24 protein-coding genes are annotated in these 25,883 nt (G+C 65.9%); 13 read left to right on the top strand and 11 right to left on the bottom strand.

The window, feature by feature from the left end; translation table 11 throughout:
- Positions 1-37: 37 nt before the first annotated feature.
- The gene (locus tag FPH17_RS01265) at positions 38-739 is read left to right on the top strand and encodes an Rv2732c family membrane protein (protein ID WP_238397086.1); all 702 of its coding nucleotides are present in this window, start codon (positions 38-40) and stop codon (positions 737-739) included.
- Positions 740-830: 91 nt separating this feature from the next.
- Positions 831-995 (top strand): glycerol dehydrogenase, encoded by a 165-nt coding sequence (locus tag FPH17_RS01260; protein WP_095277275.1) that lies wholly within the window; start codon positions 831-833, stop codon positions 993-995.
- On the opposite strand, the gene FPH17_RS01255 is transcribed toward FPH17_RS01260, so the two are convergent.
- Positions 992-2,113, bottom strand: a complete 1,122-nt coding sequence (locus FPH17_RS01255; protein ID WP_244288038.1) for a GNAT family N-acetyltransferase — start codon at positions 2,111-2,113, stop codon at positions 992-994. The genes FPH17_RS01260 and FPH17_RS01255 overlap by 4 nt on opposite strands.
- 8 nt (positions 2,114-2,121) lie before the next feature.
- A complete protein-coding gene (locus FPH17_RS01250; RefSeq protein ID WP_167496751.1) occupies positions 2,122-3,531 on the bottom strand; it encodes a DUF349 domain-containing protein in 1,410 nt (469 codons plus the stop codon).
- A 195-nt stretch (positions 3,532-3,726) separates the two neighbouring features.
- On the opposite strand from FPH17_RS01250, the gene FPH17_RS01245 reads away from it, so the two are divergent.
- Genes FPH17_RS01245 through FPH17_RS01230 form a run of 4 tightly spaced genes read left to right on the top strand, consistent with a single transcriptional unit; the run spans position 3,727 to position 7,271 of the window.
- A complete protein-coding gene (locus FPH17_RS01245) occupies positions 3,727-4,374 on the top strand; it encodes a hypothetical protein (RefSeq protein WP_244288037.1) in 648 nt (215 codons plus the stop codon).
- Positions 4,371-5,309 (top strand): tRNA (adenosine(37)-N6)-dimethylallyltransferase MiaA, encoded by a 939-nt coding sequence (miaA, locus tag FPH17_RS01240; RefSeq protein WP_154878375.1) that lies wholly within the window; start codon positions 4,371-4,373, stop codon positions 5,307-5,309. The genes FPH17_RS01245 and miaA overlap by 4 nt, the downstream gene beginning before the upstream one ends.
- Positions 5,306-6,172 carry a diaminopimelate epimerase gene (gene dapF, locus FPH17_RS01235; protein ID WP_144717197.1) on the top strand — a complete coding sequence of 289 codons (867 nt, stop codon included), beginning with the start codon at positions 5,306-5,308 and terminating at the stop codon, positions 6,170-6,172. The genes miaA and dapF overlap by 4 nt, the downstream gene beginning before the upstream one ends.
- 22 nt (positions 6,173-6,194) lie before the next feature.
- On the top strand, positions 6,195-7,271 hold the full coding sequence (locus FPH17_RS01230) for a hypothetical protein (protein ID WP_154878374.1): 1,077 nt from the start codon (positions 6,195-6,197) through the stop codon (positions 7,269-7,271).
- An 18-nt stretch (positions 7,272-7,289) separates the two neighbouring features.
- Here FPH17_RS01230 and FPH17_RS01225 read toward each other — a convergent pair whose 3' ends face one another.
- On the bottom strand, positions 7,290-7,805 hold the full coding sequence (locus tag FPH17_RS01225; RefSeq protein WP_095277264.1) for a hypothetical protein: 516 nt from the start codon (positions 7,803-7,805) through the stop codon (positions 7,290-7,292).
- Positions 7,806-7,894: 89 nt separating this feature from the next.
- Positions 7,895-8,686, bottom strand: a complete 792-nt coding sequence (locus FPH17_RS01220) for a hypothetical protein (RefSeq protein ID WP_154878373.1) — start codon at positions 8,684-8,686, stop codon at positions 7,895-7,897.
- Positions 8,687-8,882: 196 nt separating this feature from the next.
- Between FPH17_RS01220 and hflX the strand changes: the two genes are divergently transcribed.
- Together hflX and FPH17_RS01210 are read left to right on the top strand one after the other, a co-directional pair.
- Entirely contained in the window at positions 8,883-10,415 is a 1,533-nt protein-coding gene (gene hflX / locus FPH17_RS01215; protein ID WP_095277259.1) for a GTPase HflX, read from the top strand.
- 62 nt (positions 10,416-10,477) lie between these two features.
- Positions 10,478-11,755, top strand: a complete 1,278-nt coding sequence (locus tag FPH17_RS01210) for a uracil-xanthine permease family protein (protein ID WP_095547131.1) — start codon at positions 10,478-10,480, stop codon at positions 11,753-11,755.
- Positions 11,756-11,850: 95 nt separating this feature from the next.
- On the opposite strand, the gene FPH17_RS01205 is transcribed toward FPH17_RS01210, so the two are convergent.
- The 5 genes from FPH17_RS01205 to lexA form a co-directional block, all read right to left on the bottom strand.
- A complete protein-coding gene (locus tag FPH17_RS01205) occupies positions 11,851-12,120 on the bottom strand; it encodes an HPr family phosphocarrier protein (RefSeq protein ID WP_144717199.1) in 270 nt (89 codons plus the stop codon).
- A 70-nt stretch (positions 12,121-12,190) separates the two neighbouring features.
- On the bottom strand, positions 12,191-14,329 hold the full coding sequence (locus FPH17_RS01200; RefSeq protein WP_154878372.1) for a PTS fructose transporter subunit IIABC: 2,139 nt from the start codon (positions 14,327-14,329) through the stop codon (positions 12,191-12,193).
- A gap of 39 nt (positions 14,330-14,368) precedes the next feature.
- Positions 14,369-15,334 (bottom strand): 1-phosphofructokinase family hexose kinase, encoded by a 966-nt coding sequence (locus FPH17_RS01195; RefSeq protein ID WP_154878371.1) that lies wholly within the window; start codon positions 15,332-15,334, stop codon positions 14,369-14,371.
- A 169-nt stretch (positions 15,335-15,503) separates the two neighbouring features.
- Positions 15,504-16,289 (bottom strand): transcriptional regulator SugR, encoded by a 786-nt coding sequence (locus tag FPH17_RS01190; RefSeq protein ID WP_095277246.1) that lies wholly within the window; start codon positions 16,287-16,289, stop codon positions 15,504-15,506.
- A 233-nt stretch (positions 16,290-16,522) separates the two neighbouring features.
- Positions 16,523-17,209, bottom strand: a complete 687-nt coding sequence (gene lexA, locus FPH17_RS01185) for a transcriptional repressor LexA (protein ID WP_095277243.1) — start codon at positions 17,207-17,209, stop codon at positions 16,523-16,525.
- Between the two features lie 381 nt (positions 17,210-17,590).
- Between lexA and FPH17_RS01180 the strand changes: the two genes are divergently transcribed.
- On the top strand, positions 17,591-17,806 hold the full coding sequence (locus tag FPH17_RS01180) for a hypothetical protein (RefSeq protein ID WP_133063988.1): 216 nt from the start codon (positions 17,591-17,593) through the stop codon (positions 17,804-17,806).
- A gap of 92 nt (positions 17,807-17,898) precedes the next feature.
- Entirely contained in the window at positions 17,899-18,357 is a 459-nt protein-coding gene (nrdR, locus tag FPH17_RS01175; protein WP_095277238.1) for a transcriptional regulator NrdR, read from the top strand.
- Between the two features lie 26 nt (positions 18,358-18,383).
- Here the strand turns inward: nrdR and hrpA are convergent, their stop codons facing one another.
- Positions 18,384-22,337, bottom strand: a complete 3,954-nt coding sequence (gene hrpA, locus FPH17_RS01170) for an ATP-dependent RNA helicase HrpA (RefSeq protein WP_154878370.1) — start codon at positions 22,335-22,337, stop codon at positions 18,384-18,386.
- 23 nt (positions 22,338-22,360) lie between these two features.
- Positions 22,361-23,317, bottom strand: a complete 957-nt coding sequence (locus FPH17_RS01165; protein WP_154878369.1) for a hydrogen peroxide-inducible genes activator — start codon at positions 23,315-23,317, stop codon at positions 22,361-22,363.
- 149 nt (positions 23,318-23,466) lie between these two features.
- On the opposite strand from FPH17_RS01165, the gene FPH17_RS01160 reads away from it, so the two are divergent.
- The 3 genes from FPH17_RS01160 (at position 23,467) to FPH17_RS01150 (ending at position 25,850) form a co-directional block, all read left to right on the top strand.
- The gene (locus tag FPH17_RS01160) at positions 23,467-24,063 is read left to right on the top strand and encodes a peroxiredoxin (RefSeq protein ID WP_095277230.1); all 597 of its coding nucleotides are present in this window, start codon (positions 23,467-23,469) and stop codon (positions 24,061-24,063) included.
- 93 nt (positions 24,064-24,156) lie between these two features.
- A complete protein-coding gene (gene ahpD / locus FPH17_RS01155; RefSeq protein ID WP_095277227.1) occupies positions 24,157-24,681 on the top strand; it encodes an alkylhydroperoxidase, AhpD family in 525 nt (174 codons plus the stop codon).
- Positions 24,682-24,821: 140 nt separating this feature from the next.
- Positions 24,822-25,850, top strand: a complete 1,029-nt coding sequence (locus FPH17_RS01150; RefSeq protein WP_154878368.1) for an HNH endonuclease signature motif containing protein — start codon at positions 24,822-24,824, stop codon at positions 25,848-25,850.
- Positions 25,851-25,883 lie beyond the last annotated feature (33 nt).

Here is a 25,883-nt window from a genome sequence, read left to right as displayed (position 1 = left end):
CCCGAACCACTTCCACGCACACTCATTGGAGGCCACCATGGCGCAGGCACCACACCCGGAGGACAATCGGCTCGCGGAGCAGAGCGCGGCCGCCCACACCTACAAGGGCGGCGATGCCAAGCAGGCCGCGCGCGCCGAGAAGGCGGCTGGCGCGACCATCCCGGTCAACGCGGGGTTCTGGGTGCTTGCCGGCTGCGTCGTGGTGTACCTCATTGCACTCTTCCTCCCGTTTGCGGGCGGGGTGAGCGGCTGGCAGTTCGTGGGGGTTACGGAGGCGTCGGCAAGCGTTCAGGCGAAGCTCACGGAGACCGTGTTCCTGTGGCTGTCGCTGGCCGGGCTGGGCGTGCTCACGACGGTGGCGCTGGCCACCCGCCGCTTCGTCTTCGCCGCGCCCGCGTGGATGCTCACGACGGTCGCACTGTTTGCGTCTGTGCTCGCGCTGTGGCTTCGCCGCACAAGCGATGCGTTTGACCAGGGATTTCACCACGGCCCGGGCAGCTACCTGGCCATCCTCGCGGTTGCAGTGGCCACGTTCGCCTTCATCCCGGTGATCACCCGCCGCGACGCAGCCCAGCGGGCGGCCGGTGAGCGCCGCGCGCTGCTCGACGACACCGACGACGTGGCCAAGGCCCAGCAGGAAGCCACCCGCCAGGCCCAGGGATACAGCGAGAACCCGCTGCTTATCGACGATCGCCGCGCCCGGGCCGCCGAACGCCACCGCCAGCACCCCTCGGACTAGGTGGACTGACCGGGGGCGACCCGCGCGGAGCGGAGAATCGGTACGGTGGAGGGCCAGACTTTACCTGTTCCCCACATGGAAGGACTTGTGTATGCGTTGGGTTGTTTCGATCGGCGGCGCCGTCGTCGGTGCCCTCTTCTTCGGGTGGCTGTTGCAGATGCTGGGCATCACCGGCATCCTCTACACCATTCTGGTGCTGGTCGGCTCGGCGGCAACGTCGTCCGCCGCGAACGCACTCTACCGGCCGCGCAGCTAATCCGTCTCCTCGAGCTTTTGCCACGCTGTCGTGGCGGAGGCAGACTCGGCAGAGAGCGCCCTCATGATGGATTCCGCAGCTGCGGAACCGTCGGGGTACGAGCAGTAGGCGGTCTCCAGGCCCTCCCACACATCCCGCGCGTGCTCGAGCGTGGCGCGAATGAGCCCCGCGCCGAGACCGCGACCGCGATGCTCGGGCAGCACGTAGACGAGCCCAAGCTCACAGACCTTCGGGTCATCAGAAAGGTAGCGGACAACCTCGCACAGACCGGCGATCTCGCCCGCGACACGGACGATCCCGGTGAGCTGCAAACCGCCGCGGTCGGTCAGCCTGGCGCCCGCGTCTGTGATGCGCTGGAGGTCCCACTCGATGGTGTCCAGGCGCAGGTCGCCGCGCGGGTAGTCGCGTGAGGCTGCGGTAAGCAACCGGCCGAATTGCTGCGCCTCGCCCGGCGCGCCGGTGCGGTTCGTGCGGAAGCCGGGGCCCTCCACGACCTGGATGTCACCGGCCGGAGCGGGGAGTGCCGAGATGTGCTCGACCGGAAACGTCGCCTGATCCTCGCGGAACGCGGGCGCGTAGCCGAACTCCTCGGCGGCCGGTGGGGTAAATTCGCCTGGCGCGTGGGTTACCCAGATGTGTCGGGTGGGGCGCTCGAGTTGGGTCGACAGGGCGTCGACAAGCGAAAGTGCGGCACGCCAAGGTTCGTCCGGGACGGGTTCTCCTGGTAGGGGTGCGATCGCGGCGTCGAGGGTGATGTTTGCCTCGATGACGGTGAGGTCCTCGAGGAGCGGCAGGGAGACGAAGACCCACGCCTGGACGTGCTCGAGGTCGGCTGCGAACAACTCGGGGTATCCGAGGTCGGTGACGGGGCGCGGTGCGCGCGCATCCGTGAGCGCGAAGAGGTACGCAGTCGACTCAGCTGACGGCTCTAAGCGTTTCGCAATGTGCGACGCGGTGACGCCTGAGGTGGCCATGCCAGTGATGTCCTGGATGGCAAGGGTGGCGGAAAAGGCGTACGCCCCGACGACGGCGGCCGCCGCGTCGTGTGCCGCGTCGTCTGCGGCAGCGTGTGGTGCGGAGGAGTCGGGCCGGGGCGCGAAGAGTTGCGGGGTGAGCACTAGTTGTCCTAGTTGTCGCTGACCGCCTTGGACGCCACGTCGGCGAACTCCTGCCATTGGGCGGCCTGCTCGCGCAGCTCTGTGGCCTTTTTCGCGTTGCCCTGTTGTTCTGCAGCCTCAGCCTGCTTGGTCAGGTCATCTGCCTTGACCTGGAACTGGTTAGCCTTGGCCTGTGCTGCCGGGTCGGTCTTGCGCCAGCGGGATTCCTCTGCATCTGCGACGCGGCGCTCGAGCGCGCTGATCTTGTCCTCGTACTCGCGGACCTTTCCGCGGGGGACGTAGCCAATCTCATCCCACTTGTCCTGCAGCTCGCGCAGCTTCGCCTTTGCGCCGCCGAGGCCCTTCGACGGGTCAATGAGCGGCTCGTACTCTGCGATCAGCGCGTCCTTGGCTTGCGCGTTCGCTTCGAACTCGCGGTCGCGTTCGGCGTTGACGGCGTCGCGGGCGCCGAAGAACTTATCTTGTGCCGCCCGGAACTTGGCCCACAGCTTGTCGTCGGCGTCGCGCGGGGCGCGGCCGGCCGCCTTCCACTCCTTCATGAGGTCGCGGTACGCGCGCGCGGTCTCGTTCCAATCGGTGGAGTCCTGCAGGGCCTCGGCGCGCACGACCAGCTCCTCCTTGGCGCGCTTGGCGGCGGCGCGGTTGCGGTCCAGCTCGGCGAAGTGGGAGCCGCGGCGACGGTTGAACGCGTCGCGGGCGCGTGAGTAGCGCTTCCACAGCTGGTCGTCCGTCTTGTGGTCGATGCCGCGAATGGTGCGCCACTCTTCGAGGATGGCGCGGATGCGATCGCCCGCGGCCTTCCACTCATTGGAGCTTTCGGCGAGCTCCTCCGCCTCCGCCGCGAGCGCCTCCTTCCTGGCGATGGCGTCGGCGCGGCGCTGCGCCTTCGCCTCCTGGGCCTGTTGGCCGGCGACGTCCGATGCCGCGATGACCGCGTCCAGTCGCGCGTCCAGGGCGTCCAGGTCGCCGATGACCGCCTGCTCGTCCAGCGTCGACTTCAGTGCCTCGGCCCGCTGGCGAAGCTGCGCGGCGTCGTCCGGGTGGGCTGCCAGGCGGGATTCGATCAGCTCGACCTCGGTGACCAGGTCGTCGAAGCGCTGGCCGTAGTGCGCCAGGCCTTCCTCCGGTGTCCCTGCCTTCCAGGAGCCGATCTGGCGCTCCGTGCCACCGCGCGTGACAAAGACCGCGCCGTGCTCATCGATGCGACCAAACTTGGACGGGTCAGCGGTGGGCACCGCAGGCGTCTTCGGCGGGACGGGGGACGGGGTGGCAGCCTGCGGGTTTGCGGAACCAGGCACGGGACCGGGCTTGGGCGAGCGGTTCGGCATCGCGGCCGGTGAAGGTTTCACGCCCGGCTTCGGAGCGGGGGTCGCCCCGGGCTTCGGAGCTGGCTTCGGTGTCTGGTCCGATGAGGTCATTGCAGGTCCTTTCCCTACGTTCAAAGTGCCGCGCGACGCGGCTGCCAGTGCCACGCGGCGTCCGTTGCAGGGCGCCGCGTGGCGAGTGCTTCCTCAAACTTTACAGGGGTACCGGCAGCTGCGCGGCCAAACCTTGCTCCGGGAGCGGACCTCCCACCCGGTTGCGCGCCGAGCACGCCAACTAGAGTGGTGCGGGTGAAACACAGCGCACAGGTCCTCATCATGCCGGGGTCGCCGGCCTTGGTTGACGCCCTCGCCGCGGCCCACGAACCTTCCCGGCGGCTGCTCGGCGCGATCGGCACGGCGGTTGGGCAGGCGGTAGACGCCCTCGGCGCCTCAGGTGCCCGAGAAACAGCGGCGACCATTGACATTGTCTGCCCGCGCAACCAGCAGCACTACACCGCCCATACTGGCTCCTTCGCCGCGTGGGGCGCACCACAGGTTAGCGTCGGCGAGGGAAACTACCTGCCGGAGCTCGTCGCCCGCTACGCGCTCGCGCAACCCTCGCTGGCCGGCCGAAGCACCCGCGTGCGTGAGGTGCGCAGCCACGTGGGAGCACCTGACCCAGGCGTGCTCACCATCGTCGTGGCGGACGGGTCGGCGGGCCTGACCGAGCGCGCGCCGCTCGCGCTCATCTACGGAGCTCCGGAACTGCACCGCGCAATGGGGCGTTTCGCCGACGGCGAGGATGTCGCGCTGCCCGAGAACTTGGAGGAGCTCGGCGTGCTCGAGCCGGTGCTGTGGTTCGAACTCGCCCGGCTCAACCGGGTGAGCAGCCAGTTGGTTGATTCGGACGCGTCGCTTGGCGTCGGCCGCTACGTTGCGCTGTGGGAGGTGGCATGACTCACGCCCCCGAGAGCTCGGTCAGCCCGATCGCTGTCGTTGGCCCCACGGCGTCCGGAAAGTCCGACCTGGGCATCGCGCTCGCTTCGCACGTCGGCGGGGAGGTGGTCAACGTCGACTCCATGCAGCTCTACCGGGGTATGGACATCGGCACCGCCAAGCTCGCCCCCGAAGAGCGCGGCGGCATCCCGCACCACTTGCTGGACATCTGGCCCGTCACCAAGACCGCGTCCGTGGCCGAGTATCAGGCACTCGCCGTCGCCACCGTTGAGGAGATCATGGCGCGCGGCAAGGTCCCCGTCCTCGTCGGCGGTTCGATGCTGTACGTGCAGTCGCTTATCGACGCCTGGACGTTCCCGCCCACCGACCCCGCAGTTCGCCAAAAGTACGAGGACCGCAGGCTCGCCATCGGCACCGACGCGCTGCACGACGAGCTCGCCGCGATCGACCCCGAAGCCGCCCGCGTCATCGAGGACAAGGACCCGCGACGCACGGTGCGCGCGCTCGAGGTCATCGAGCTGACCGGGAAGCCCTTCCAGGCGTCCCAGCCGCCAAAGGACGCGCCGCCGCGCTGGGGGACACGCATCGTGGGGCTGCGCACGAACGCCGAGTGGCTCAACCCGCGCGTGGAACAACGCGCGCACCTCATGTTCGAGCGCGGCCTCATCGACGAGGTTGAATCGCTCATCGGTGACGGGCTCGTCCGCGACTCCACCGCCGGGCGCGCCATCGGCTACGCCCAGGTTCTTGACATGATGGCAGGCAAGCTTTCCCGCGACGAGGCCGTCGAGCGCACGGTGACCGGCACGCGCCGCTACGTGCGCCGCCAGCGCTCGTGGTTCAACCGGGACCACCGCATCGCGTGGCTCGACGCCGCGTCGGGAGAGACGCTCGACCAGGCGCTGGGCGCGCTGCGTCTAGACTCGCAACCATGACTCAGCCGCAACAGTTCATCAAAGCCCACGCGACAGAAAATGACTTTGTCGTACTCGTAGACGTCGACAATCAGCTCGACCTCGCCCCCGAACAGGTTGCCTGGCTGTGCAACCGCCGCGCCGGGATCGGCGGCGACGGCCTGCTGCGCGTCGTGCGTATCGACGGCACCTGGTTCATGGACTACCGCAACGCCGACGGCTCGATCGCTGAGATGTGCGGCAACGGCATCCGCGCATTCGCCCACGTGCTCAAGGCCGAGGGCCTCGAACCCGCCGACGACTTTGACGTGCACACCCGCGCAGGAGTGAAGCGGATCCACGTCGAGCGCTTTGACGAGCGCGACGCCGTCGTTGCCGTGGGCATGGGCGCCGTGCGGGTTGGGGCTGACTCTTGGGCGACTATCGGATCGCGCACCTTTGAAGGCGTCGCCGTCGATGTGGGGAACCCGCACCTCGCCGCGGTCGTGCCCGGCATGACCGCTGAGGAGCTCGCAGCCATGGAGCTGTCCGCCCCCGAGTTTGACGCTGCCGTGTTCCCGGAGGGCGTCAACGTGGAGCTCCTCACCGAGGCGCGCGACGGGCAGTGTTCCATGCGCGTCTGGGAGCGTGGCGTAGGAGAGACCCGCTCCTGCGGGACTGGCACCGTCGCCGCCGCGGCCGCCGCGCTGCGTGCCGCAGGCGAGGCGGCTGGGACCGTCACTGTGCGCGTCCCCGGCGGTGCGGTGGAAGTTGCAATCAGCGAAGACTCAGTAAATTCGGAGCAAACCGCGCGCATGACGGGCCCCTCGCGTATCGTGGCGCACGGAGATCTCATCCTTCCCGGTCCCGCTGCGGACGCCGTTTCTCCCTCCGGCGCGCAGTAGAAGCTCCTTGAAAGTAGCCGCAATGCACCTCGCAGCCTCGTTTGCACGTCCGCTTCACGACGATCACCGGGACACCAAGCGACCCAGTTCCCGGCGGCTCGCCAGCGTGGCCGCCCCGATGGCCGTAGTGGTTGCAGTGGCCGCAGTGGCGCCACCCGCCAACGCCGCCGATGTCGGCCCGCTGGAAGACTCGGGGCTACTGGGCGCGCAGTCTTGCTTTGTCAGCCTCACCGAAGACGAGGCCAAGGCGTACGCGCTGTATGACACCGTGGCGCTGGAGCGACTCTTCATCGTTGCGAGTAAAACCACGCTCACACCCGAACAACTCAAGCGCCTCGATGCGTTAGCAGCAAACGAGTCCGTGGTAGAGACCTTGATCAGCTACGAAAACTTTACCGACGTCGCCCCAGACGTCGAAGCAGAGTACGAACGCGAAGTTGCGTCGCTCGAGGACGCATACGGCCCCGATACGGCCGGAACAATCACGGACATCGTCGCAGCGCAAGCCCGAACCGACGCGTACCTGCAACGTGTGGAGTCCGGGAGGGCGAATTCCTGGGAGTTTGAGCTCTTCCCGGGAGAGACCGCAAACGCAGCGTGGGCCGAAATGGGCTACGAAGGATGGGATGAGTTCGCCCAGAACCCGGGCAAGGTTTTCTCCGCCAATGAACAGCTGGACCTGACGCAGGACCAGATCAGGAGGTTTAACGAGGAAGCACCGCGCGTCGTCGACCTCCCCGCAGCCATCGCCTACGAGCGCGCAAACGTCGCCGCGACGAAGCAGGCAGACAAGGCGTGCGCGCAGGGCGGCAACGTAACGGTCAGCTTCCCCACGGAAGCGGACGTGAACCAGCAAGGAGGCGTCGGCACGCGTCACGGCGACGGCCCTTCACCCGCAGGTGAGCCCCTGGCCGACACCGCGGCGCCCCCAGCGGTCCCGGCGAGAGCAGAAAACACGGAGCAGGCCAGCTCGGCGGGAAAGGCAGTTGCCATCGCACTTGGGGTGCTCGCCGCGCTCGGGCTCCTCGTCGGCGGCGCAGTCGCAGTCGCGCCTCGGCTGGGCATCACACTGCCGTCGCAGCTGCAGCAGTTGCTGTAGGGGGTTGCGCTCGCAGCGCTACGCGGGCCCGATTTGGCGCGCGACGCGCCGGGCGTCGTCCCACGCTTCGGAAAGCTCGAGCGCGCGCTCGTCGGCAATGCCAATGAGCTTTTCTAGCTGGAAGCGGTCAATGTCCGGGGATTCCAGGTAGCCGTCAATGCGCGCGATGAAGCGGCGCGCCGAGGAGGTGCGCAGCAGGAACTCGCTGATGGCGTGCTGCGAGACGTCGCCGTTGGCCAGCGCCGGGTAGTGCAGCGTGCGATCTGCGACGGACTGCGTGGACGTGCCGTACTTGAGATCGTCGTAGCTTTGGAGGATCTCCTCCATGTCGTCGCGCGCGATGCGCAGCGACGCCTTCAGCGACGCGATCTCCGGATTCGTGTCGTACCGGCGGTGTATCGCGAGCGCGAGCGGGATGAGGAGCAGCGTGAGCATGAGCCCTGGGAGCCGGAGGAAGATCACCAGCAGGACTGCCACTGCGAACAACAGCGCGCCCCACAAGGCGCGGAGCAAGTCTTTTCGTGATGGATCCATGTGCGGTCACCTCCTCGATCGGCGTGTGGGGACCATGTCAACGGGGTCAACGGGGTCAACGGGGTCGCCGGGACCGAATGTCTGTATCCCTAGTGCCCACCGCAGCCACAGGAACCGCCACAGCCGCCACACCCGCCGCCGCTCGGAGCGGGGATGGAACCGGCGAGCACCGCGGTACCGGCGATGACGGAGTCGCGTTGCGGGAGCTCGCCGTCCGGCAGGCACACGTCGAACGGGAAGGCACCATCCACGGATGCGTGGATGAAGCGCTGGCCGGTCAGCTCGGAGGTGCGGTATTCCGCGTCGAGGACGCGTGCGGAAAGCTGCGCCGCTGCGTCAGGGGTGGTGGCCGCGCCGTTGCCCACGGCTTCCGCACCAGGGGAGGTCACGGCGCCGAGGACTGCACCTGGGTTGGCCGCCAGGTACGCGTCGGTGGAATCGAAACGCTGCTGGTCCAACATCAGTGCGGTGATGCCCAGCTCCTGCCATTGAAGCGTCGGCTCGTCGACGATCAGCGGGCCCTGTGCCAGATTCACGGTGACGGAGGAAATGGTGTTACCGTGCGGATCAACAACGTCGGCCAGTGCGACGACGTCGTTGAGCGGGGTGATGTGCGCAAACGTGCGTGTTTGCGACGCAAAGCCAGCGAAGGTGGCAAACGGCTCAACAGCCAGGATGTTGAGCTGCGCGCCCGACGGGTCGCCGTACTGAATCAGTTGCCCGCCACGGACCTCGCCCGTGACTGCGAGGCGGTTGGTGGCGATTGCCTGCTCGACTGCTTCCTGCCACTTGGAAAAACCGAGGCCGATCGCAGCAAGGTCCTGGTGGGCACCGTTGCTCGCGGTGGCCGCTTGGGCTCGGGTACTCAGAGTTTCGCTCATGAAGCACAGCCTAGTCGGCGTATGCACCGGGGTGAGAACTGCGGGGTCACGGTGGCGTCGAAAAGCAATGTGCGCACGGAATGATCCGCATGCACACGGCGTTGGAGGAAACACGTAAACTACAACGTAAGCATTCCTCGGAATGCGCTGGGCGCGCGAACCCACGCGGCCCGGAAGTTCTGACCAGAAGGACTGAATGACCTCAACGTTCTACACCCAGGGTGCTCAGGGAGCACAGGACGACCAGAGCGACCAGGATGCGGCGCGTGATGCGCTGCTCGAGCGGGCGTTCCGGCACAACTCGCCGCAGCCCGGCGCTGACGCTCCGACCACCGGCGCGCTCGACTTGGAGGAGCGCAACTCGTTCCGCAGGGTGACACAGCACACCGAGATTCGTACTGACGAGCTCGAAGACGACTACGAAGTTGAGTACCGCAAGCTGCGCCTTGAGCGAGTGATCCTCGTTGGCGCGTGGCTCGAGGGCACGACCGCGGAGATGGAAGCGAACATGCGCGAGCTCGCCGCGCTGTCGGAGACGGCGGGCGCGGAAGTCGTGGAGATGATTTACCAAAAGCGCGACAAGCCGGACCCGGGCACCTACATCGGTGCCGGCAAGGTCGGGGAGCTGCGCGAGATCGTGCAGGCATCCGGCGCGGACACGGTGGTCTTTGACGGTGAGCTCTCGCCCTCGCAGATCGTGGCGCTGGAGGAGGCACTGAAGACCAAAGTCATCGACCGCACCATGCTCATCCTGGACATCTTCGCCCAGCACGCGAAGAGCCGAGAAGGTAAGGCACAGGTCTCGCTGGCGCAGATGGAGTACCTGTTCTCGCGCACCCGTGGTTGGGGCGGCAACCTGTCCCGCCAGGCGGGCGGCCGCGCCGGCTCCAACGGGGGCGTGGGCCTCCGCGGACCTGGTGAGACTCGTATTGAGGCAGACCGTCGCCGCCTGCGCGCGGACATGGCGCGCCTGCGCCACGAGCTGAAGGGGATGAAGACGGCGCGCGAGGTAAAGCGCGCGCGGCGCCAGCGTTCCACCACGCCCAAGATTGCCATCGCTGGCTACACCAACGCGGGTAAGTCCTCGCTGATTAACGCGATGACGGACGCGGGTGTGCTGGTGGAGGACGCGCTGTTTGCCACCCTGGACCCCTCGACGCGGCGCGCCCAGCTGGCGGACGGCCGCAATGTTGTCCTCACCGATACCGTCGGTTTCGTGCGCCACCTGCCCACGCAGCTGGTCGAGGCGTTCAAGTCCACGCTGGAAGAGGTCACGAACGCGGATCTCTTGCTGCACGTGGTGGACGGCTCGGACCCATTCCCGCTGAAGCAGATCAAGGCGGTCAACGAGGTCCTGGCAGAGATCACTCGCGAATCCGGCGAGGAAATCCCGCCGGAGATCGTCGTGGTGAACAAGATCGACGAGGCTGATCCGCTCGTGCTTGCAGAGCTGCGCCACGCCTTCGATTCCTCCGGCCACGATGTTGTCTTCGTCTCCGCTCTTACTGGAGAGGGCATCCCCGAGCTGGAAGGCAAGGTCGAGCTGTTCCTCAACACCCTCGACGCCCACGTGGAGATGCTCGTCCCGTACACCCGCGGCGACGTCGTCTCGCACGTCCACGAGGAGGGCACCGTGCGCCGCGAGGAGTACGAGGAGCAGGGCACGCGTATCGACGTCCGTCTGCCCCAGGTGCTCGCCGACCAGTACGCGGAATTCGTAGTCGCGTAAGCGGGCGAGTGCCTGCGTAAACGATTGGAACCAGCTAGGTACACCTGCCTAGACTGCCAGGCGTGAATACTTCATACGGTTGGTCCCTGCACGGCGACGGCCGCACCGTGAAACCCGGTGCCGTCGTCGCACCCGACGAACGGCTGAGCTGGCCGCGCACCATCGGCATCGGCATGCAACACGTCGTGGCCATGTTCGGCGCGACCCTGCTCGTGCCGACCCTGACCGGGTTCCCCGTCAACACGACACTGCTCTTTTCAGGTTTGGGCACGATCCTCTTCCTGCTCATCACCCAGAACAGGCTGCCCAGCTACCTTGGCTCCTCGTTCGCCTTCATCGCGCCGCTGTCCGCCTCCCAGCAGTACGGCATCGGCGCGCAGCTGGGCGGGGTGCTGGTGACAGGCTTGCTCCTCATCGCCGTCGGCGCGGTCGTGCACGTGGCCGGCAAGCGCGTGATCGACGCGGTCATGCCGCCCACCGTCACCGGCGCTATCGTCGCCCTCATCGGCTTCAACCTCGCGCCGACCGCGGTGAGCAACGTCCAAGCACAGCCGGCCGTCGCTGGCGTGACCCTCGCGGCGATCGTGCTGATCACCGTGGCGACCCGCGGGATGATCTCGCGCCTGAGCATCCTGATCGGCGTGATCGTGGGCTGGGCCTACGCCGCAGCCACGGGCGGGCTTGCCGACGACGCCCTGGACACCATCGCCGCCGCGCCCCTTATCGGCCTGCCGCAGTTCCACTCGCCGGAATTCCACCTTTCTGCCATCCTGGTCACGCTGCCCGTGATGGTGGTGCTCATCGCCGAAAACGTCGGGCACGTCAAGGCGGTCTCCGAGATGACCCACCGAGACCTGGATGACCTGCAGGGCAGGGCACTTATCGGCGACGGCATTGCCACCACCCTCGCCGGCGGTTTCGGCGGCTCCGGAACGACCACGTACGCGGAAAACATCGGCGTGATGGCGGCGACGAAGGTGTACTCCACGGCGGCGTACTGGGTGGCAGCGTGCTTTGCCATCGCACTGGCGTTCGTGCCCAAGTTCGGCGCCATCATCTTCACGATTCCCGTCGGCGTTCTCGGCGGCGCGTGCCTGGTCCTGTATGGGCTCATCGGCATGCTGGGCGTGCGCATCTGGCAGGACAACAACGTGGACTTCACCAACCCGGTCAACCTCACTGCCGCCGCGGTCGCGCTGATCGTGGGCATTGGCAACCTGTCCTTCACCGTCGGCTCCGTGACGCTCGAGGGGATCGCCATCGGGTCTGTGGGCATCATCGTCGGCTACCCACTCATGCGGTGGCTGTACAACTCGGTCGGGGAGGGCCAGTACCGGTAAGGAGGGGATTACGGGGGCGTCGATAAGCACGAAAGAGCCCCTGGACCTTCACTGGGAAGGTGCCAGGGGCCTTAAGTTGTGCGATCGCGGGGAGGCTACTCCTCGTCGAGGTTCTGCTCGATCAGCGCGGCGATCTTCTCAACGGCGTCGGCGTTGTCGGAGGTGACGGTGACCTCGTCGCCGTGCTCCGCGCCCATCGCCATAATCATGAGGGAGGACGCGGCGTCGGTCTCGTCGTCCTCGTCGCCACCGACGAGGGTCAGGATGATCTCGTCATCAAACTCGCCTGCGGCGTCGGAGATGATCGTTGCCGGGCGTGCGTGCAGTCCGACGGTGGAGCCAACCTTGACGGTCTTGGAAGCCATAATGAGGTCCTTTCGAAAATACTTTGGTTGAGTGCTGATTTATTGGGTACCAGTGTAGGCACCGGGTTGGTTATGCCGCTACCTGCTGCGCGCCCGCCGAAGCGGTGTTTTCCTGCGCAGCCTTGTCAACAGCGGCCTTCTGGATTTCCTTGTTGGGCCAGAAACGCTTGATGGCAATTACGGCCAACGTGGCCACGAGTACGCCCGCGGCCAGCGCGATCACCATGCCCCACCACGGGTCGTAGGCGAAGATGACAAACACGCCGCCGTGCGGCGCCTGGCATCCCACGCCCAGGCCCATGGAGACCGCGCCCGCGGTAGCGCCACCCAGCATCATCGCGGGGATGACGCGGAACGGGTCAGCTGCTGCGAACGGGATCGCGCCCTCCGAGACGAAGGACAGGCCCAGGAGCCACGCGGACTTGCCGTTCTCCTGCTCGGCCGGAGTGAACAGCTCCTTGCGCAGGAAGGTCGCGATGGACAGCGCGATTGGCGGCACCATGCCGGCGATCATGACGGTCGCCATGATCTCGAAGCTGGCGTCCGTGCCCGCGGACAGGCCCGCGGTACCGAACAGGTACGCCGCCTTGTTCACCGGGCCACCAAGGTCAAAGCACATCATCAGGCCGATGATGATGCCAAGCAGTACTGCCGACGACCCCGTCATGGACGACAGCCAGTCGGTCAGCCCCAGCATGAGCGCCTCGAGCGGGCGACCCAGCAGGAGGAACATCAACAGGCCGACGATGAGGGAGGTGAGCAGCGGGATGATCACCACCGGCATGAGCGAGCCGAGCCAGCGCGGCACCTTCCAGGTCTGGATCCAGTACGCGATCACGCCGGCGAGCAGGCCGGTGACCAGGCCGCCGATGAAGCCGGCACCGACCATGACGGAGATGGCGCCGCCGATGAAGCCCGGTGCGATACCGGGGCGCCCGGCCAAGCCGTAGCCGATGTAGCCGGAGAGGGCCGGCACGACGAACTGCATGCCCATCTGGCCCGTGGCATAGAGCACGGCGCCGAGGTAGAGCGCCCACCCGGAGCGCTCAAAGGTTGCCGTGACACCGTCAACCGTCACCTCGTGGCCCGGCAGATCCCACGGCGTGAACTGGGTGACCAGCGCCTGCCAGCCGTTGGCCATGTCGTAGCCGCCGAGCAGGAAGCCGAGCGCGAGCAGGAGACCGCCCGCGGCGACGAACGGCACCATGTAGGACACGCCGGTCATGATCGCCTGCTGCAGGCGCTTCGGCCAGCTTTCGCCGGAGGAACCGGTTGCGGAGTCCTCGCCGGCTGACTCGGAGGCAGCCGCGACGCGAGGGGCCTTCGGGTCCTTCGCCGCGGCGATGGCCTCGTCGATCATCGCGTCCGGTTCGTTCACGCCGCGCTTGACCGGGGAGTCCACGACCGGCTTGCCGGCAAAGCGGCCCTTGTTTCGCACGGCCACGTCGTGGGCAAAGATGACTGCGTCGGCGCTATCAATGAAGGACTGCTCGAGCGGGTCCCCGCCGGACGACCCCTGCGGCTCCACAATGAGCTCGACGTTATCGCGCTTTTCGGCTGCCTGGGTGAGCGCGTCAGCCGCCATGTAGGTGTGGGCAATGCCGGTCGCACACGAGGTGACCGCAGCGATGCGGATGACGTCCTGCTTCGCGCCGGAATCGTCCGAGGTACCTGCAGCGCCCGCGGTGACGGCCGTGCTGCCGGCGGCTGCGGCGCCATCGGTCGTGGCCGGTTTCGGCTTCTTCTTTTTCGGTTCGGCGTTGACGACCTCCAGCACTGCGTCAACAAGCTCCTGCCCGGTGCTGGCGTTGCGAAGCTTCTCCACAAAGTCACCGCGGACCAGCGCGCGGGCCAGCTTGGACAGGATTTTCAGGTGTTCCTTGCCGCCGCCCTCGGGGGCGCCGATGAGGAAGACCAGCTCGGCATCGCCGTCGGGGCCGGAGAAATCAACCGGATTGGACAGGCGCGCGAAGGCAAGGGTGGGCTCGTTGACCGTAGCGACGCGGCAGTGCGGGATGGCCACACGGCCGTTGACACCGGTGCCGGCCTTCGCTTCGCGGGCAGTCGCCGCTTCAGCGATGGGGCCTGCGTCGGTCGCGCGCCCGGTGGCTTCTATGAGCCCGGCAAGGTGTTGGATGACGTCCGCGGGCGAGGAGCCGAAGTCCACGTCCAGCCTGACCAGGTCAGGTGTGATGAGTGGGGAGTTCATAGGAGTTCCTACTCTGTAGCGAAGGATATGGGTATTGAATTAGTTGGAAAGACTGAAGACTTTGGTGCGCTCGACGTCCAGGTCGGACGGGGAAGGAATCCCCGTGCCCGGCATCGAGGCAGCGGCCGAGCCGTAGGCCACGGCCCGGCGGAGGCAATCCGCGGGCTCGAGGCCCTCGACTCGCGCCATCACGTAGCCGGCGAGCGAGCTGTCGCCCGCGCCAACGGTGGAGCGAACGGTGATCGGGGGAGCGGAGGCCGCCCACGCGCCGTTGGCCGTGACCAGGCACGCGCCGGCGCCACCGAGCGTGACCAGCACCTCCTGCACACCTCGTTTCACGAGGGCGCGCGCTGCGGCGATGATGGCATCGTACTCGCCGCGCTCGGCGGCGGCCTCGAGCTCGTGCCCGTCCGCGCCGGTGAGCTGGGCCAGCTCGAACGAATTCGGTTTCATGATGGTCGGTGCCGCACCGTCGAGCTTGCGCCCGAGCGCCTGCAGCGGCGCATCCGACGTGTCCACAGCAATGACAAGATCCGGCGAAGCCTTGCGCAGGGAAGCGACAAGCTCGGCGTACCAGTCCGGCGCCGCACCAGGCGGCAGCGAACCAGCCAGCACTGCAGCGTCGGCGTTTCGTGCGTGGTTGAGCAGTTGCTTTTCGACGCCACGCTGCTCCTCGCCCGACAACTCGGCACCACGCTCGTTGATCTTGGTGGTGGTGCCGTCCGGCTCGGTGAGCGCAGTGTTCGTGCGCACGTTGCCCTGGATGGGCACTGGTGCGAACGGGATGCGCGCGCGCTCGACAGCGCTGATGAATGGGTCGTGTGGTCCACACGGCGCGATCGCGAGGGTGTCCTTGCCAGTCAGCGCAACAGCGTTGGCGACGTTGATGCCTTTACCCCCGGCTTCGCGTCTGGCATCGGTGGCGCGGACCACTTCGCCGCGCGCCACGGCATCGACGTTGAGTGTGGCGTCGATGCTCGGGTTCGGCGTTAACGTGATGATCATGGATTCGCTCCCTACTGTTGATGTAGTGGGGTGAGGCACGAGAGCGCCCCTACGCAGCGAGTCTGTTGGCGATGCCGGGCACTAAGCGCCACCCCCCAAGTATGTCCGAATGGGTGTGATTTTTCAACCATTCGGAAGCGATCTCACACGAGTGAGGGGGAAAACGGGCTTACTCGGACGCGGTAATGACGTCGACGCCGTGTGCGACGAGTTCATCGATGAAGGACTTTGGCGCCTCCGAGTCGGTCACCAGCACATCGACTTCGCTCAGGCGGGCGAAGCTCACCAGGTAGTCGTTTCCGAGCTTGGTCGAGTCGCACATCGCCACCACCTTGTGCGCGTTTGTGACCATCGCCTTCTTGATCGCGGCCTCTTGGGGGTCGGCCGTGGAGAGCCCGTGATCAATGGTCAATGCGTTGGTGCCAATGAAGGCGACGTCGGCGCGCAGAATGGCGATGGAGCGAAGCGCGATGTCTCCGACGACCGCTTGGGTGATCGCACGAACGGTTCCACCCAGTAGCTGCACATTTTCCAAACCCGCGCTTGCCAGGTCGAGGGAGGTGGGCAGCGAGTTGGTCACGATGTGCCAATCTTTGGCCGAGGGGTGCTTGGCAATAATCTCGGCCAGACCATTGATGGTTGTGCCAGAGTCGAGGAAGAGAGATCGGTCCGGCCGGTCCGGGAGGAATTGGAGCGCTGCACGGGCGATCGCCATCTTGGCCGTGGACGCGGCGCGATAGCGGGCTTCAAGCGGAAACTCGGTGGTGAGAAAGGATTGGCTCGCTACGGCGCCACCGTGCACGCGGTGGACAATGCCCTCATCATTGAGCACAGCCAGGTCGCGACGGATCGTCTCCGCGGTGACTCCAAACTTTTCGGCCAGCTCAGTGACATTGACTCGACCTTCAACCGCAGTGAGGGAGGCAATTTGTCGCCGGCGTTCTTCTGCGTACACGGCGCTCCTTCAGTATGTCGGGATGTAAGACGGGAAAACGTATACCTGTCATTGTCGCATTGATTGGTGCCCGATTGGTTGTTGTTGTGCCCGACTCCCCCGAAGCGGGGGCAGCACCCGCCACATATCCGGAAATCGTCACAGTGGTTGAAGGTGATAAGCGGAGGTGAGCTACAAACAAGCAAAACGCCCGCGCGAGGGATCGCTGCGGGCGTGTGTTCAGGGTGGAGGTGCTACATGGTGCGGAACACGGAGACGACGCGTCCCATGATTTCCGCATTGGTGCCGTCAATAGGCGAGTAGGCATCGTTGTGGGGGAGGAGCCACACGCCGCTGGAATCCTTGTGGAACTCCTTCACCGTCGCCTCGCCGTCGAGCAGGGCTGCGACGAACTCTCCCTCCTCTGCCACGGGCTGGGAGCGAACGACGACCCAGTCGCCGGGGAGGATGCCGGCATCGCGCATCGACTCGCCGACGACCTGCAACATGAACAGGTCGCCGTCGCCGAGAAGATCCTCCGGCATCGGGTAGTAGCTCGTCACGTTCTCCTCTGCGAGGATCGGCGACCCGGCGGCAATCTGGCCGACCACTGGGATGTAGCGCGGAGTCGACGCATCCTCCGGCACGTTTGTGTCCGTGCTCGGCTTCGGCTTCTTGCCGGGTGCGTCGGGGAGATGGCGCAAGTCGACCGCGCGAGGCTTGTTCGGGTCGCGGCGCAGGAAGCCCTTCTTTTCAAGCTCTTTGAGCTGGTAGGCGACGGACGAGGTGGACTGCAACCCAGCTGCGTCGCCGATCTCGCGAATGCTTGGCGGGTAGCCGCGAAGGACGACGGCGTCCCGAATTACTTCCAAAATTCGCCGCTGACGATCAGACAGTGTCGAGATGTCCAAATCCTTGGCATCAGCCTTCTTGCGGGCCATGAGGTGCTCCTTTGGTGGTGACTGTGTGTGAGTGTATTCGCGCTAACTACGCACTGCACAACCTACCAGATCGGGCAAACATGTTCGAGTTCCTAACCCGCCCGCTAGACAAGTACTGGTGCGGCTGCTATAAATCGAACATGCGGCCGACATCGAACGCCTGAACGGTATTCCGTTCGACAGTGTTGGTTCGGTTCGTAAGATTGCGGTGAACGTGAAAGGAATGAACTCATGACGATGATGCAAAATGGTACTTACGGTGCTTCTACTACTCGCTTCGAGGTGGCTTCCATGCCGGCTCGTGCTGACGAGTGGGACATTGAAACCCGTGGTGTTCGGCGGTGTGGGGCTGAGCATGTTCGAACGCTCAGTAGTTCGATAATGGCCGTTGATGTGGGGAGGGGTGATCCGGCGCAGTGGCCAGACCGAGCGGACGATCGGTTCGAATCCCACCGCGAAAAGCGCGAGAGCGTGCTCGTGGGACTGGGCTTGAGCGCCGCGCTGGTGATCGGGTCGATCGTGGGCGGTGCGTTCTCGGACGACACCGCGTCGATGAGCCACCAAGTCTCCGCCCAATACGTCGCTGGCGCCCGCTAAGGGAGGCGGCACGGGGGACGGTACATTGAGGAGGCAAGCCCGGGAGCACGTCCCCGGGGCGTACCCAGAACAGCGAGGAGCGGGAGCCTGCAATGTACTGTCCGTTTTGCCACAACGATCATTCGCGCGTGATGGACTCCCGCATCATTGAAGGAGGATCAGCAATCCGCCGGCGTCGTGAGTGCACCGAATGTGGGGGGCGATTCACCACCGTGGAAAAGGCAGTGCTGACGGTGGTGAAGCGCAACGGGATCAGCGAGCCGTTTGACCGTGACAAGCTCATCGTCGGCGTGCGGCGTGCCTGCCAGGGGCGCGACGTGTCGGACGACGCGCTCAAACGACTCGCGCAACAGGTCGAGGAGATCGTGCGCTCCCACGGCAGCTCACAGATCCCCGCGCACGAAATCGGCCTCGCGGTGCTCGAACCGCTCCGCGCGCTTGACGAGGTCGCCTACCTGCGCTTCGCGTCCGTGTACAAGTCGTTCGAGAGCGCCGACGACTTCGAATCAGAGATTCGTCTGATGCGACGGCGCGACAAAGAGGACTTCTGAGCCGGTTGAGTCTGTAGCTCACGCCGCTAGGTCAGCTTGTCTACCATCTTCTCAATGCGCCGCGCGCTGACCGGCTTCGGCGTGCCAAGGCGCTGCGCGAAGACGCTCACGCGCAGTTCCTCAATCCTCCACAACACGTCCTTGTAGGCGCGAGTCTTTTCCCGCCCGGCGGGGAGCTTGGCCAACTTGGCGGCAAGGTACGACTTCGCGCCGTCGACAATTGCCTGCCGGTCCGCATCGCGGTCGGGATCCACGCGCATGTCCTCAAGGCGAATCCGGATAGCCTCGATGTAGCGCGGCATGTGCTGGAGGTGGGTCAGTCCGTGCCTGGTCAACGCGTTGCGGGGGAGGTAAAACTCGAGCTGCGAACGCATGTCATCAATCGCGGGACCTTCCCATTGCGACAGCTCCTGCGCCATGTTCGCGTACGCGACGAGCCCAGGGGCGATGCCCACCACCATGCGCCGCACCGCGCCAGGAACTTCTGGCGACACCTTGGCCACGAGCGCCGAAAACTCCTCCGGAGTACGCACGGGGCCGCCGTGCTGCATCATCAGGTCGCGAATCGCGGCCACCCGCGCATCCTCCACGAGCCCCTTCGCGCCACCGTGCGGGTACTGGTCCACCGCCACCTTCTGCCGCAGCGGCAACCCCTTGGTCATCTGCTGCGCAGACACCGAAATCTCGCGGATCAGCAGCGTGAGGGTCGCGGTGATCATCGACGCGTCCGCGGCAGCCTTCGTTGGGAAGACCGTGACGCGCACGCCGTCGCGGGTAGCCTCCAGCGCGGGGAACGCGTCGACGCTATTGCCATCAATGGTGGTTTGCACCGTCGCCGGCACCTCGCCCAGGGAGTCCGCCGTCCACTTCGCCACGGCTTTGGACTCCGCTGCCCGGCTCGCCTTCGACACAGACGAGCGGATCTTACCCGCCTGTCGCTTCTTCAGCGCGGCAAGGTCCTTGTCGTGGTCGACGACCTTGCCGCGCTTGTCAATCGCGGCATACGTCATAATCAGGTGCGCCGGGAGTCGAGTCGGCGAGAAGTCTGTCCCGTTGACCCCGGAGGCCCCCAGTGACTGGAGGGCGGACGCGAGGGCGTCGACAAGCGGCTGCCCGTCCTCGAGGAGGGGCAGGGCGCGCTGCGCGAAGTCAGGCGCGGGGACGACGGTGGTGCGAATGGCCTTGGGGAGCGAGCGGATGAGCTCGGTGATGAGCTCCTCGCGCAGCCCCGGCACAAGCCAATCGAAGCCGTCCGGGCTCAGGCCTGCGAGCAGCGGGACCGGGACCTCGACCGTGACGCCATCGAACGGGTCGCCGGGCTCGAACTTGTAGCGCAGGTCGTAGTTGATCGATCCCTGTCGCCAGGTCTCGGGGAAGGCGGTGGCTGAGGTGTCGGTGCCGGTGTCGTCAAGCAGCGTTTCCGGGTCGAAGTCGAGGAAGTGCTTGTCTGTGCGGCGCTGCTTCTTCCACCAGGAGTCGAAGTGCCGCGCGGTGGTCACGTCGGCGGGCAGCTTGGCGTTGTAAAACTCGAACAGCGTGTCCTCATCGACCACGAGGCCACGGCGGCGGACCTTTTCCTCTACCTCGGAGGCTTCCGCGAGCAGGGCGTCGTTGTGCTCGATGAACGTGTGGTGGCGGTTCCAATCGCCCTCCAGCAGCGCGTGCCGGATGAACATGCTGCGCGCCGCCTCCGGATCCACCTTGTGGTACGGAACGAGCCGGTCGCGCACAATCGTGACGCCGTAAAGCATTGACTTCTGGTGCACCATCGCCGCGGAGCGCTTGCGCGACCACACCGGTTCGGAATAGCTGTGTTTGAGCAGGTCTTTCGCGGCGCGTTCCACCCACTGCGGCTCGATCTTGGCCACGTCGCGGGCCCACAGCCGCGAGGTCTCCACCAGTTCCGCGGCCATGAGGAACTCCGGCGGCTTCTTGCTCAGGCTCGAGCCGGGGAAGACGAGGAAGCGGGTGCCGCGCGCGCCCTGGAACTCCTTTGAGTTGCCGTCGCGCGCGCCAATGTTTGACAGCAGGCCCGTGAGCAGCGATTTGTGCACGGCGTCTGCGTCTGCTTCGCCGTCGGCTTGAGTGCTTTGCGACGCCCGCACAATCCACCCCAACTGCTTTTCCACATCCCGCAGCTGCCGCACCAGGTCATACCACTCGCGGATGCGCATGTAGTGCAGGAACTCGCGCTTCATCCGTTTGCGGAACGCGTTGCCCGACAGCTCGTCGCGGGACTCGTTGATGTAGTCCCAGAGCTTGAGCACGGAGAGGAAGTCGGACGTCTTGTCCTTGAAGCGTGCGTGCGCCTGATCAGCCTGTGCTTGGTACTCCAGGGGGCGTTCGCGCACGTCCTGGATGGTCATGCCGGCGACGATCACGGTGACGCGATCGAGTACGCCGAGGGTGTTGGCCTCGACGAGCATGCGCGCCATGCGCGGGTCGACGGGGATGCGCGCGAGGTCGCGGCCGATGTCCGTCAAGACGGGTGCGCCGCCGCGCTCCTTGTCGGTGATCGCACCCAGCTCGTGGAGGAGCAGGAGACCGTCGCGCACTGCCTTGTGGTCCGGCGGCTGGATAAACGGGAACTCGGAAATGTCGCCGAGGCGCAGCAAAATCATTTGCAGGATGACGCTGGCCAGGTTGGTGCGCAGGATTTCCGGGTCGGTGAACTCGGGCCGCGCCTCGAAGTTTTCCTCCGAGTACAGGCGGATGGCAATGCCGTCGGCGGTACGTCCGGAGCGGCCCGATCGCTGGTTCGCGCTGGCCTGCGAAACCTCCTCGATGGGCAGGCGCTGTACCTTCGTGCGGGTGGAGTAGCGAGAGATACGGGCCAGCCCGGTATCCACCACGTAGTGGATCCCCGGCACGGTCAGCGAGGTCTCCGCGATGTTGGTGGCCAGCACGATGCGGCGGCCGGAGTGCGGGGAAAACACGCGGTGTTGCTCCGCGTTGGAGAGGCGCCCGAACAGCGGCACGACCTCCACGCCGCGCCAGTGCTGCTTCTCCAGCGCCTCCATGCAGTCGCGGATGTCGCGCTCTGATGAGAAGAAGCAGAGGATGTCGCCCTTGCCCTCGCCCATGAGCTCCTTGCAGGCATCGACGACGCCGTCAATCATGTCGATGTCCACGTCTTTCGTGCCCGACTTCGTCTCCACTTGCTCGACGAGCGGCCGGTAACGGATCTCCACCGGGTAGGTGCGGCCCGAGACCTCGATGATTGGCGCGGGCGTGCCGTCTGCGGCCGCGAAGTGCGCGGCGAAGCGCTCCGGGTCGATCGTCGCCGAGGTGACAATGACTTTGAGGTCCGGCCGCTTCGGCAGGAGCCGCTTGAGGTATCCGAGGAGGAAATCGATGTTCAGGCTGCGCTCGTGGGCCTCATCGATGATGATCGTGTCGTAGGCGTTGAGAAAACGGTCGCGCTGCATCTCCGCGAGGAGGATGCCGTCCGTCATCAGCTTCACGGCGGTAGAGTCCGACACCTTGTCGTCGAAGCGGATGGCGTAGCCGACGGTTTGGCCAATCGTTTGCCCCAGCTCGTCGGCGATGCGCTCGGCCACCGTGCGCGCCGCGATCCTGCGCGGCTGCGTGTGTCCGATCAGCCCGCGTCGCCCGCGCCCCATCTCCAGCAGCATTTTCGGAATCTGCGTGGTCTTGCCCGAGCCCGTCTCGCCAGCGATGATCACGACCTGGTTGTCGCGGATCAGCTCCATGATGTCGTCGCGCCGCGCGGAAACGGGCAGCTGGTCAGGGTACTCGATGGCGGGCACGAGGGCATTTCGCTTCTCGACGCCACGCGCCGCCTCCGCAATGTCCGCCCCGATCGCGGCGAGCGCCTGCGGCGCCTTGGCCTTGGAAAGCCGCCGCCGGAACCGGCGCTCCTGGTTGATCGGCACCGAGTCGAGCTGGCGGTACAGCTCGTCCTTGCTCAGTGGGCTCAGTGGGCTTGGCGCGTCCGTATTGTCTGGATCCTTCTTCATCACTGCTGGACCAGCTTAGTAGCTCATTGCGTGAGCGCTGCATCTCCGCGCGCGGCGGCCTCGGCGTACGCGGCTTTCACTAGTTCGCCCAGGGCCTCGAACTCTTCAGCGCGGCTTGACGACGCCCGGTACGCAAGCCCTATGGTCCGCTGCGCCCCAACGCCGGTGGCGAAGGTCGCCAGCCCGATACCGGGGCGGGTGCACTCGCTCGCGACGGCGGACTTGGGCACCAGCGTTGCGCCGAAACCAGCTCCGACGAGCTGCATGATCGTGGTGAGCGACGCCGCCCGCGTCACCGACTGGTTGGCGGCGGGGTGAGACACATTCGCCAGCTTGCACAGGTCGACGATTTGTTCGCGGAGGCAGTGGCCGTCGTCAAGCAACAGCAGGTCGAGCTCCTCAAGGGCTGCGAGCGGCAGGTCGCGACGTCCCGCGAGCGCGTCATCCTCGTGGGTGACGGCGACGAATTTCTCGTCGTAAAGTGGCAGTTCGGTGAGCGTGGGAGTCTCGGTGGGGAGGGCGAGGATGGCGAGGTCGATGCGGCCGTCGCGAAGCTGCTCAAGCAAACGCTCGGTCTGTTCCTCCACGATGCGCGGTTGCAGGTTCTCATACTCGGACCGCAGACGCGGCAGGAGATCCGCCAGAAGGTACGGGGCGACCGTGGGGATCATCCCGATGGTCAACGGGCCGTTGAGTACGCCGTGGGCACCCTGCGCGTGGGCGACGAAGGAATCGGCGGCCTCGAGGGTCGTTGTGGCGTAGGGGAGGAGCTCCTCGCCGGCGGCGGTGACGATGACCTTGCGCGTCGAACGCTCGATGAGCTGGATACCCAGCCCGCCCTCGAGCGCGACGAGGGCCTGCGACAACGACGGCTGCGAGATACCGAGCTTGGCCGCGGCGGTGCCGAAGTGCTTGTGCTCCGCGATCGTGACAAAGGTGCGCAGCTGCGCGAGCGTCGGTTTATATTCCTTATTGCTCATGCCTATCACCATACCGCACCTTTATAGGTTTTGTTGTTGAGCTTCCGGGTGGGCTGTGGCATACTCGGGTGGCAGAAGACGTGAGAACGTGTTCGTGACTCACTGCGTCACAGTACGCATATTCACCCTAGTTATATGGAGGAATCACTATGCCGATCATGACTGTTGGGGAGCGTTTCCCGGAGTTCAACCTGACCGCGCTCAAGGGCGGCAACCTCAAGGAAGCCGACGCGTCCTCCCCGGACGACTACTTCGAGCAGGTCTCCCTGGACAAGTACGAGGGCAAGTGGAAGATTGTCTTCTTCTACCCCAAGGACTTCACCTTCGTATGCCCGACCGAGATTGCCGCCTTTGGCAAGCTCAACGAGGAGTTTGAGGACCGCGACACCCAGGTGCTCGGCGGCTCCACGGACAACGAGTTCTCCCACTTCAACTGGCGCGCAACGCACGAGGATCTGCTGGACATCCCGTTCCCGATGTTCGCCGACGTCCGCCACGACCTGATCCGCGCTCTCGGCGTCGAGAACGCTGACGGCGTGTGCGACCGCGCGACCTTCATCATCGACCCGGATGGCATCGTCCAGTTCGTGTCCGTCACCCCGGACGCTGTCGGCCGCAACGTCGACGAGGTCCTGCGCGTCCTCGACGCGCTGCAGTCCGAGGAGGTTTGCGCCTGCGACTGGCAGAAGAACGATCCGACCAAGAACATCGACAAGATGGCCGTGGTTCAGGACGCCCTGAAGTAGCGCGATTCTTCGCACGAAGCCGCCCCGCGCTCCGCACCGCTGGAGTGGCGGGGCGCTCGTCTACTCACCACCAATCACCCGAAAGGACACCCAATGTCTATTGATAACCTGCGCGGCGCTCTGCCGGAGTACGCCAAGGACCAGAAGCTGAACCTCGGCTCGCTGACCCGCTCGACCGAGCTGAGCGAGCAGCAGCTGTGGGGTGCGCTCGTCGCCGCCGCCGCCGCGACCCGCAACGCGACCGTCATCTCCGAAATTACCGACGAGGCGAAGGAGCACCTCTCCGAGGAGGCCCTCAACGCCGCGTTCGGCGCCGCCACCGTGATGGCGATGAACAACGTCGGCTACCGCGCCAAGGGCTGGCTTGGCGACGACTATGCGCAGGTTAAGTTCGGCCTCCGCATGAACATCATCTCCAAGCCGGGCGTGGAGAAGGCCGACTTCGAGCTGTGGTCCCTCACCGTTTCCGCGATCAACGGCTGCGAGCATTGCAGTGTCGCCCACGCGAACACGCTGCGCGAGGAGGGCCTGACCAAGGAGCAGATCTGGGAGGGCGTCAAGGTCGGCGCCGTCGTGCAAGCCGTTGCCCAGGCCATCGAGATCGAGGCAGCGCGCTAGCAGCTCGCTTATCGACGCTACGCAAACCCCCAACCCTATTTAGACGCACCAAACCGGCCCGCGGTTCCCTCCCAGGCCGAAAATGGGTAAAACCTCACAACCCGTTGTTTCCCCAGCTCAGAGCCGGTAACGTGGCTGCCATGAACGCACTGGCAGACCTCGTATCCATCGACCGCCGCGGCATGCAACTTGTCGCGGCGGCCGCTGGCATGCCCCTCGAGGACCTCACCGCCCTCGGCCTGCCACGCGACCGCGCCCGCCAACTCCACACCGCCGCAACCGTACTGTGTGGCACAACCAGCCACACCTCCTACCAACGCCGCGCCCACACCGGCGCCGAGCACCACCAGCACCGCCTGGACACCCTCGCCTACATCGCCCGCAGCGCCCGCACCATCACCGACACCACCGCACGCTGGACCTACATCGACACCCTGTGCAACACTCCCGGCGACCTGACCCACATCACCCGCGTTGCCAACGAACTGAAAGCCGAACTCCAACCCGCACCCCCGCGCCCCGAAACCGCGCGCGTGACCCACCACGGCGACGGCATGGCCACCCTGCGCATCACCGGTCCCGCCCTGGCCATCCAAGGCGTCTACGACGCAGCAAAAGACAACATCACCGGCTGGCTGGCAAACGACTGCCCCAAAGCCGACTACCTCGTGCGGGTTACCGCCAACCTGGACCTCGGCGACTACCAACGCATCATCACCGGCACCGGCGACGACGTCGAGGTCCACTTCGCCAACGGGGTGATCACCACCGGGGAAGAATTCGTGCGCATGCAACTCGAAGGGCTCGGCAGCATCATCCTCATCGGCGCGATGGACGGGCCCGTCAACGCCTATCAAGCGCGCTTCGCCTCGGCGAAACACCGCGAGATCATGCTTGCCGACGCCACCACGTGCACCTGGAAAGACTGCACCGTACCAGCCACACGCTGCCACGCCCACCACATGAGCGAACACCGCCACGGCGGCGATACCACACCCGCCAACCTTGGTTGGTTGTGCCAGTACCACAACTCGCAAGCCGCGACCGGTGCCCGGGGCCACACCGAACGGCGGGACGGAAGAATCTACTACGTCTCACCATACGGAAACGCCACCCCAACCGGCACCGACCACACCGCCCGCGCGCCGCACCGAAGACCCACGCACTAGCCACCGCGAGCGCCAGCGCCCCTGGCGCCAGCA

The sequence above is a fragment of the Corynebacterium gottingense genome, from assembly GCF_007559235.1.
In the GTDB taxonomy this organism is placed as follows: domain Bacteria; phylum Actinomycetota; class Actinomycetes; order Mycobacteriales; family Mycobacteriaceae; genus Corynebacterium; species Corynebacterium gottingense.
The sequence above is the reverse complement of the archived record's forward strand: the minus strand, read 5'-3'. Positions and strand labels throughout refer to the sequence as shown.